This is a genomic window from Micromonospora sp. NPDC052213 (assembly GCF_040679695.1).
GTDB lineage: Bacteria > Actinomycetota > Actinomycetes > Mycobacteriales > Micromonosporaceae > Micromonospora.
The window spans coordinates 1-8251 of sequence record NZ_JBFAVI010000238.1 but is presented as its reverse complement, the minus strand read 5'-3'; the positions used below and the strand labels follow the sequence as shown (position 1 = coordinate 8251).

Below are 8251 nucleotides of genomic sequence, written 5' to 3'. Positions count from 1 at the left end.
CGCCGACCCCGCCGGGCCGGAGCAGGCGCCCGGGGAGTCGGGCCGGTGAGGATCACCTGGGTGCAGCCCGAGGACCTGCTGCCGCACGAGATCGCGGCCAGCCGGGACGAGGGGCGCGACGTCGGCGCGATCGCCGAGCAGTGGCGCGCGGCCGGCGGGGACCTCACCCCGCCGGTCAGCGGGGCGTCGCCCACGCCCGCGGCACCCCGGCTGCGGGCCCTCGCCACGCGGCTGCTCGACGAGGCCGACGCGCTGCCGGGAGCCGGCAGCCCCGACGAGCCCGAGGAGTTGGCCGCCGTCCGCGCCACCTGGCCGGCGGAGTGGTCGCTGCCCGCCGGCCCGGCCGCGTACGACCGGGTGCACGGCGCGTGGCTCGGCCGGGCGGCCGGCTGCCTGCTCGGCAAGCCGGTCGAGAAGATCCCCCGCCACGGCATCCGGGAGATCCTCGTCGCCACCGGCCGCTGGCCGCTGCGTGACTGGTTCACCGCCCGGGGGCTGCCCGCCGACGTGGCTGCCCGCTGGCCGTGGAACCGGCGCAGCGCCCCGACCAGCCTGGCCGAGAACATCGACGGGATGCCCGAGGACGACGACCTGAACTTCGCGCTGCTGGCGCTGCGTGTGCTGGAGACGTACGGGCGGGACTTCACCAGCGCCGACGTGGCGCAGGCGTGGCTGGACTGGCTGCCCGGCGGGCGGGTCTTCACCGCCGAACGGGTGGCCTACCGCAACCTGCTGCTGGGGCTGGCCCCGCCGGCGACCGCGCGGCGGCACAACCCGTTCCGGGAGTGGATCGGCGCCCAGATCCGCACCGACGTGTACGGCTGGGTCAACCCCGGGCGCCCCGACCTGGCCGCCGAGCTGGCCTGGCGCGACGCCACGGTCAGCCACGTCCGCGCCGGCGTGTACGGGGCGATGTGGGTCGCGGCCCTGGCCGCCGCCGCCACGGTGGCGGGCGACGTCGACGAGGTGCTCGACGCCGGCGAGGCGGTGCTGCCGCCGCGCAGCCGGTTCGCCGCCACGGTCCGGGAGGCGCGCGCCCTCGGCTCGCGAACGGACGACTGGGAGGCGGTGGTGGACGAGCTGTACGCCCGGCACGGCCACCTGCACTGGGTGCACGTGCGCAACAACGCCGCGCTGGTCGCCGCCGCCCTCGCGTACGGGCGGGGCGAGCTGGAGCGGTCCATCTGCGCGGTCGTCAGCGGCGGCTGGGACACCGACTCCACCGGGGCCACCGTCGGCGCGGTGACCGGGGCGCTGACCGGCGCGTCCGGGCTGCCCGAGCGGTGGGTCGGCCCGCTGCGCGGCCGGCTCGCCAGCAGCATCGCCGGCTTCGACGGCATCGGCTTCGACGAGCTGGCCGCCCGCACCGTCGCCCTCGCCGAGCCGGCTGCCGCCGGGGAGCCCGTCGGCGTCGCCACGACCGAGGGCGGGCCGGCGTGAGCGCGCGGGTGGTCGTGGTGGGCAGCGCCAACCTGGACCTGGTGGTCACCGCGCCACAGCTGCCCCGCCCCGGCGAGACGGTGCTCGGGGAGGACTTCCGGACCGTGCCCGGCGGCAAGGGCGCCAACCAGGCCGTCGCCGCCGCCCGGGCGGGCGCGGACTGCGCGTTCGTGGGCGCGGTCGGCGCCGACGAGTTCGGGCAGCAGCTGCGGGACAACCTGGTCGCCGCCGGGGTGGACGTGCGTGGCCTGCGTACCGTCCCCGGCCCCTCGGGGGTCGCCCTGATCGGGGTCGACCGGGCGGCGGAGAACTTCATCGTGGTCGCCCCCGGCGCGAACTCCGCGCTGACCGACCTGGACGCCGCCGACGGGGCGGCGATCGGCGCGGCCGACGTGCTGCTGCTCCAGCTGGAGGTGCCGCTGCCGACCGTGGTGGAGGCCGCCGGCCGGGCCCGCGCCGCCGGCACCACGGTGGTGCTCAACGCCGCGCCGGCGGCGCCGTTGCCGGCGGACCTGCTCGGGCTGGTCGACGTGCTGGTCGTCAACGAGCACGAGGCGGCCGTCGTCGCCGCGACGGCCCCCGGCGAGCCGGCCGTCCTGCTCGACGCGCTGCTGGAGCTGGTGCCCCGGGTGGTGCTGACGCTCGGCGCCCGGGGCGCCGCGTACGCCGACCGGCGCGGTCCGCGACTGGAGATCCCGGCGCCGCGCATCGCGGCGGTGGACACCACCGCCGCCGGGGACGCCTTCACCGGCGCCCTCGCCGTCGGCTGGGCCGAACGCGGCGCCGCGCGCGACGGCGACGCCGTCGCCGCCGTCCTGCGCTGGGCCTGCGCGGCCGGCGCGGCGTGCGCGCAACGCCCCGGCGCGTCCACCGCGCTGCCCGACCGGGCCGCCATCGAGGACCTGTACGCCGCGACCTACCGAGGTGCCCCATGAGCTTCAACCCCTACGTGCCGCGCCCCATCGACCGGCCGACGGAGGTCCCGCTGGGTGGGCACGCCGACCTGACCACGCTGGACGAGGCGAAGGTCTTCGCCGCCCCGGACGACCCGGCCGACTGGCCGGCCTGGCGGGAGCAGCTCACCCGCTGGCGCGCCGACGCCCGTGCCCGCCTCGGCTACACAGGTGCGCACTACGACGAGATCCCCGGCGACTGCTTCAGCGTCTGCCTCGCCTGGCTGTGGGACGAGACGCTCTACGACCACGAGCGGGGCGTCTTCACCGTCGACGCGTTCCTCGACGCCGCCGAGCGGGACTTCGGGGGCTTCGACGGGATCGTCCTGTGGCACGCGTACCCGGTGATCGGGCTGGACGAACGCAACCAGTTCGACTACTACCGCGACGTCCCCGAACTGCCCGAGGTGGTGCGCGCCTTCCAGCGGCGCGGGGTGCGGGTCTTCGTCGACTACAACCCGTGGGACACCGGCACCCGGCGCGAGGCCGGCACCGACGCGCAGGAGGTCGCCGCGCTGGCCGGCAAGCTCGGCGTCGACGGGGTCTTCCTCGACACCCTCAAGGAGGGCGCCGACGAGCTGCGCCGGGAGCTGGACGCCGTCCGCCCCGGCACCGTCCTCGAAGGCGAGAGCCGCGTGCCGCTGGCCCGCATCGCCGACCACGCGATGTCGTGGGCGCAGTGGTTCGCCGACTCCGAGGTCCCCGGCGTGCTGCGCGCCAAGTGGTTCGAGCGCCGGCACGTGCTGCACCACACCCGCCGCTGGCACCGCAGCCACCTCGACGAGCTGCACTCCGCCTGGCTCAACGGCTGCGGCGTGCTGGTCTGGGAGAGCGTGTTCGGCGTCTGGGTGGGCTGGAACGACCGGGACCGGGCCGTGCTCCGGGCGATGCGCCGGGTGCAGGCCAGCCACGCCGCGTGGCTGCGCGCCGAGGACTGGGTCCCGCTCGCCGACCACCCCGGCTCCGGTCAGGTGTACGCGTCCCGCTGGACGCACGACGGCGAGCCGCTGTGGACGGTGGTGAACCGGGGCGACGACCACGACGGGCCGTGGCTGCGTACCGCACCGCGTCCCGGCCGGCGCTTCGTCGACCTGGTCACCGGCGCCGAGCTGGCCGTCACCGCCGAGCCGGGCGGCACGGTCGCCGTCGGTGGTCCGCTGCCGGCCGGGGCGGTCGCCGCGGTCGTCGCCACCACCGACGCGTCGGTGCCGTCGCACCCGGCGGTGGTCGGCGACCCGTCCTTCCCGGCCCGCACGGCGCAGCGGCTGCGCGTGCCGTGGGCGCCCCGGCGCGACGTGCCCGACGGCATGGTGGCGGTCGACGGCGGCCGGCGGGAGCTGCTCGTGCGCCACCGGGTGCGGGAGACCGGGCTCTACGGCGAGACCCCGTACGTCGACGAGTGGAAGCCGCTGCCGCCCCGGCTGCACCACACCGGCACGCTGCGCCGCGCCGTGCGGCTCGGCCGGTTCGCCATCGACACCCACGAGGTCACCCACGGCCGGTACGCCGAGTTCCTGCGCGCCACCGGCCACCGTCCGGCGCGCCCCGAGCGGTTCACCGCCGGACAGGGCCCGGCCGACGCCCCGGTCACCGGCGTCGACCTCGCCGACGCCCGGGCCTACGCGGCCTGGGCCGGGCTGCGGCTGCCCACCGAGGACGAGTGGCAGGTGGCCGCCGAGGCGGGGCTGCTGCACCGCCGGGAACCGCTGGTGTGGAACCTGACCGAGAGCGAGCACTCCGACGGGCGGACCCGCTTCGTGATCCTCAAGGGTGGCGCCGCGTACCGGGCGGAGGGCTCCGACTGGTATCTCGACGGCGGCCCGCAACCGCCGGACGTGTCGGTGAAGCTGCTGCTGCTCGGCGCCGGCCTGACCCGATCCGACCAGGTCGGCTTCCGCTGCGCCGCCGACCTTCCCGCCGAGGAGTGACCCGATGAGAAGACGTTGGCGGATCGGCGGCGGCGTGGCCGCCGTGCTCCTCGCGTTCGGCCTGGCCGGCGCGGTGCCCGGCGCGGCCGGCGCGGAGCGTCTCCGCGCGGGCACGCTGACCACCGCCGCGGCGCCGTCCGCGGCGCTGGGCGCTCCGATCGACTACACGGTCTACCTGCCGCACGGCTACGGCGAGGCGACGGCGAGCCGCTACCCGGTGCTGTACCTGCTGCACGGGCGGGGCGACACCATGCAGGCGTGGACCCGGGTCAAGGCCGACCTGGACCGGCTGATCGCCGACGGCGACGTGCCGCCGGTGATCGCGGTGCTGCCCGACGCGCCGTGGAGCAGCCGCGGCAGCTGGTACGTCGACTCCGGGTACACCGGCGCGGACGATCCCGGCCGGCCGGTGGAGACCGCCCTCACCCGGGACCTGGTGCGGCACGTCGACGCCACCTACCGCACCGCGGCCCACCGGGGGGCGCGCCTGGTCGGCGGCTACTCGATGGGCGGCGCCGGCGCGCTGCGCTACGCCCTGGCCCACCAGGACCTGTTCGGCCACGCGCTGGTGCTCAGCCCGGCGGTGTACCGGCCGCTGCCGCCGGCCGACTCGTCGGCGCGCGAGTTCGGCGGCTTCGGCTCCGGCGAGCAGCGCTTCTCCGACGAGGTCTACCGGCGACTGAACTACCCGGCCCTGCTGCCGGGCCTGGACGCGGAGTCCCCGGTGCGGATGTACGTCGCGGTCGGCGACGACGAGTGGGCGAACCCCGACCCGGCCGACGCCGCCCACGACCTCGACTACGAGGCCGCCACCCTCTACAACACCGTGCGCCGCTCCGACGCGATCGCCGCGGAGTTCCGGGTGCTCGACGGGGGGCACGACTGGGACGTCTGGCGACCCGCCTTCGCGGACGGACTGAGGCACCTGGCGGCGACGCTGAGCGTCACCCCGCCGGCCGGGCTGCCCGGGCCGCCGCACGGCACCGCGGGCACCGACTGGGCCGGCGGCGTGGCCGCCCACCCCGACGGCAGCACCACCCTCGGATACGCCGCCTCCGGCCCGGTCGCCGGCCAGCCGTACGCCGGCGGGCTGGACGCCGTGGTCAGCCGCGTCACGGCGGGCGGGGCCCCGGCCTGGACGAGGCAGTTCGGCACGGCCGCCAACGACCGCCTCCACGGCGTGGTGCCGCTCGCCGACGGCGGGGTGATCGCCGCCGGCTACACCCGCGGCGACCTCGACGGGACGCACCCGGGCAGCCCCGCCGACGACGGCTTCGTCGTCAAGTTGACCGGGACGGGGCAGCGGGCCTGGCTCACCCAGACCGGTGACCCGGCCAGGGCCGACCGGTTCTACGCCGTCGCGGCCGCCCCCGACGGCGGCGCCTACGTCGCCGGCTACACCAGCGGCTCGTTCGCCGGGCAGAGCGGCGCCGGCGACAAGGACGCGGTCCTGGCCCGCATCTCCCCGGACGGGCGGATCGCCTGGAGCCGGCAGTTCGGCGGTTCCGGCGAGGACAAGGCGTACGCGGTGACGGCCGACGCCGAGGGCGTGTACGTGGCCGGCGGCACCTCCGCCGGCCTGCCCGGCACCACCGCGCTGGGCGGCAGCGACGGGTGGCTCGCCCGGTTCGACGCCAGCGGCACCCGGACGTGGGTGACCTCGGTGGGCGGCGCCGGCGACGACCTGCTCGGCGGTGTCGCGATCAGCGCCGACGGCCTCGTGGTCGCCACCGGCTCCGCCGGCGGCGAGGCCACCGCCGGCGGCAGCGACGTGCTCACCGTGGCGTACACCGGGGCCGGCCGGCAGCGCTGGCGGACGGTGACCGGCGGGCGGGGCGCGGACGCGGGTGCGGACGTGGTGGCGCTGCCCGACGGTGCGGTCGCCGTGGTCGGCTTCACCGGCAGCGCGCTCGGCCTGCCGGTCGGCGGCGCGGACGTGCTGACCCTGCGGCTGGACGCGCGGGGCCGCCAGGCCGGGGTGGCCCAGTACGGCACCGCCCGCGACGACGCCGCCGACGCCTTCGGCGAGGAGAACGTCTACGCGACCCTCGGTGCCGACGGGCGGCTGCTGGTCACCGGGCTCACCGCCGGAACCACGTCGGGCGGGGCGGCGCTCGGCAACGGCGACGTCTTCCTCGCCGCCGTCGATCCGACGAAAGGAACGCCGTGAACAGCCCAGCTGACCCGGGTGCCGACCGGACCCGCCCGCTCGACGGGGTGAAGGTGGTCGACCTGGCCACCCTCTTCGCCGGGCCGCTCGCGGCGGCGTTCCTCGGCGACTTCGGCGCCGACGTGGTCAAGGTGGAGCATCCGGCCAGGCCGGACCCGTCGCGGGGGCACGGCCCGGCGAAGGACGGCGTCGGGCTGTGGTGGAAGGTGCTCGGGCGCAACAAGCGCACGGTGACCCTGAACCTGTCCGACCCGCGGGGCGCCGAACTGCTGCGCCGCCTGCTCGCCGACGCGGACGTGCTGGTGGAGAACTTCCGTCCCGGCACCCTGGAACGGTGGGGGCTCGGCCCGGCCGAGCTGCACGAGGTCAACCCCCGGCTGGTGATCGCCCGGATCAGCGGTTTCGGTCAGGTCGGCCCGTACGCGCGGCGGCCGGGCTTCGGCACCCTCGCCGAGGCGATGAGCGGCTTCGCCGCCGCCACCGGCGAGCCGGACGGCCCGCCGACGCTGCCCCCGTTCGGGCTGGCCGACTCGGTCACCGCGCTCGCCGCCGCGTACGCGGTCATGCTGGCCCTGCGGGCCCGCGACCTCACCGGCGCCGGCCAGGTGGTGGACCTCGCCATCATCGAGCCGATCATGGCGATGCTGGGCCCCCAGATCACCTGGTACGACCAGCTCGGCTACGTCCAGCCCCGGCTGGGCAACCGGTCCAACAACAACGCGCCGCGCAACACGTACCGCTGCGCCGACGGGCGCTGGGTGGCGGTGTCGACCAGCGCGCAGAGCATCGCCGAGCGGGTGCTGCGGCTGGTCGGCCGGCCGGAACTGGTGGACGAGCCGTGGTTCGCCACGGGCAGCGGCCGGGCCGCGCACGCCGACGAACTGGACGCCGCCGTGGGCGCCTGGGTCGCGCGGCGCGACCGGGACGAGGTGGTGGCCGCGTTCGAGGCCGCCGAGGCGGCCGTCGCCCCGGTCTACGACGTGCGTGACATCCTCGCCGACCCGCAGTACGCCGCGCTCGGCACCGTCCGCACCGTCGACGACGAGGAGTTGGGCGAGGTACGGATGCAGAACGTGCCGTTCCGGCTCTCGGAGACGCCGGGGGACATCCGGCACGCCGGGCGCCGGCACGGCCAGGACACCGACGCGGTGTTGCGGTCGCTGGGCCTGGCCGACGGCGAGTTGGCGGCGCTGCGCGAGCAGGGGGTGATCTGAATGCTGCTGACCTGGCTCTACGTGCCGGGTGACCGGCCGGCCCGGTTCGCCAAGGCGGTCGCCTCCGGCGCCGACGCGGTGATCCTCGACCTCGAGGACGCGGTGCTCGCCGACCGCAAGGCGTACGCGCGGCAGGCCGTCGCCGAGTTCCTCGGGCAGTCGCACCCCGTGCCGGTCCAGGTCCGGGTCAACGAGCTGACCGGCCCGGACGTCGACGCCGACCTGGCCGCGGTGGTCGGTCGCCCCGGGCTGGCGGGCCTGCGGCTGCCGAAGGTGGAGTCGGCGACCGCCGTCGCCGCCCTTGCCGCCCGGGTGGACACCCCGCTGCACCCGTTGGTCGAGTCGGCCCTCGGCCTGGAGGCCGCGTACGCCATCGCCACCGCCGACCCCGCGGTGGCCTCGATCGGCCTCGGCGAGGCCGACCTGCGCTCCGACCTCGGCGTCGACGACGAGGCCGGTCTGGCATGGGCGCGCGGCCGGATCGTGGTGGGGGGCCCCGCCCCCCCCCAGCCCCCCCCCCCCCGGGCCGTGGTCCCGAACGAGGCC

Annotated in this window: 6 protein-coding genes; all 6 read left to right on the top strand. The window is 77.1% G+C overall.

Annotated features, from left to right (window positions below):
• Window positions 1-1440, top strand: a 1440-nt coding sequence (locus AB0L34_RS31630) for an ADP-ribosylglycohydrolase family protein (protein WP_363709069.1), incomplete at its 5' end; no start/stop codon positions are given.
• Window positions 1437-2375, top strand: a complete 939-nt coding sequence (locus tag AB0L34_RS31625; protein WP_363709067.1) for a PfkB family carbohydrate kinase — start codon at window positions 1437-1439, stop codon at window positions 2373-2375. The genes AB0L34_RS31630 and AB0L34_RS31625, both read left to right, overlap by 4 nt.
• Complete coding sequence (locus AB0L34_RS31620; RefSeq protein WP_363709065.1) at window positions 2372-4321, top strand: SUMF1/EgtB/PvdO family nonheme iron enzyme; 1950 nt, start codon at window positions 2372-2374, stop codon at window positions 4319-4321. The genes AB0L34_RS31625 and AB0L34_RS31620 overlap by 4 nt, the downstream gene beginning before the upstream one ends.
• A gap of 4 nt (window positions 4322-4325) precedes the next feature.
• Window positions 4326-6491 carry an alpha/beta hydrolase-fold protein gene (locus AB0L34_RS31615; protein WP_363709063.1) on the top strand — a complete coding sequence of 722 codons (2166 nt, stop codon included), beginning with the start codon at window positions 4326-4328 and terminating at the stop codon, window positions 6489-6491.
• Window positions 6488-7705, top strand: a complete 1218-nt coding sequence (locus tag AB0L34_RS31610; protein WP_363709061.1) for a CoA transferase — start codon at window positions 6488-6490, stop codon at window positions 7703-7705. Before AB0L34_RS31615 ends, AB0L34_RS31610 begins: the two co-directional genes overlap by 4 nt.
• Window positions 7706-8251 (top strand): aldolase/citrate lyase family protein (locus tag AB0L34_RS31605; RefSeq protein WP_363709059.1); only part of this gene is annotated, 546 nt, incomplete at its 3' end. It lies immediately after the preceding gene.

Excerpts from the sequence above, each read along its gene's own strand:
- AB0L34_RS31620 (WP_363709065.1), top strand. The coding sequence starts at position 2,372 with ATGAGCTTCAACCCCTACGTGCCGCGCCCCATCGACCGGCCGACGGAG.
- AB0L34_RS31615 (WP_363709063.1), top strand. The coding sequence starts at position 4,326 with ATGAGAAGACGTTGGCGGATCGGCGGCGGCGTGGCCGCCGTGCTCCTC.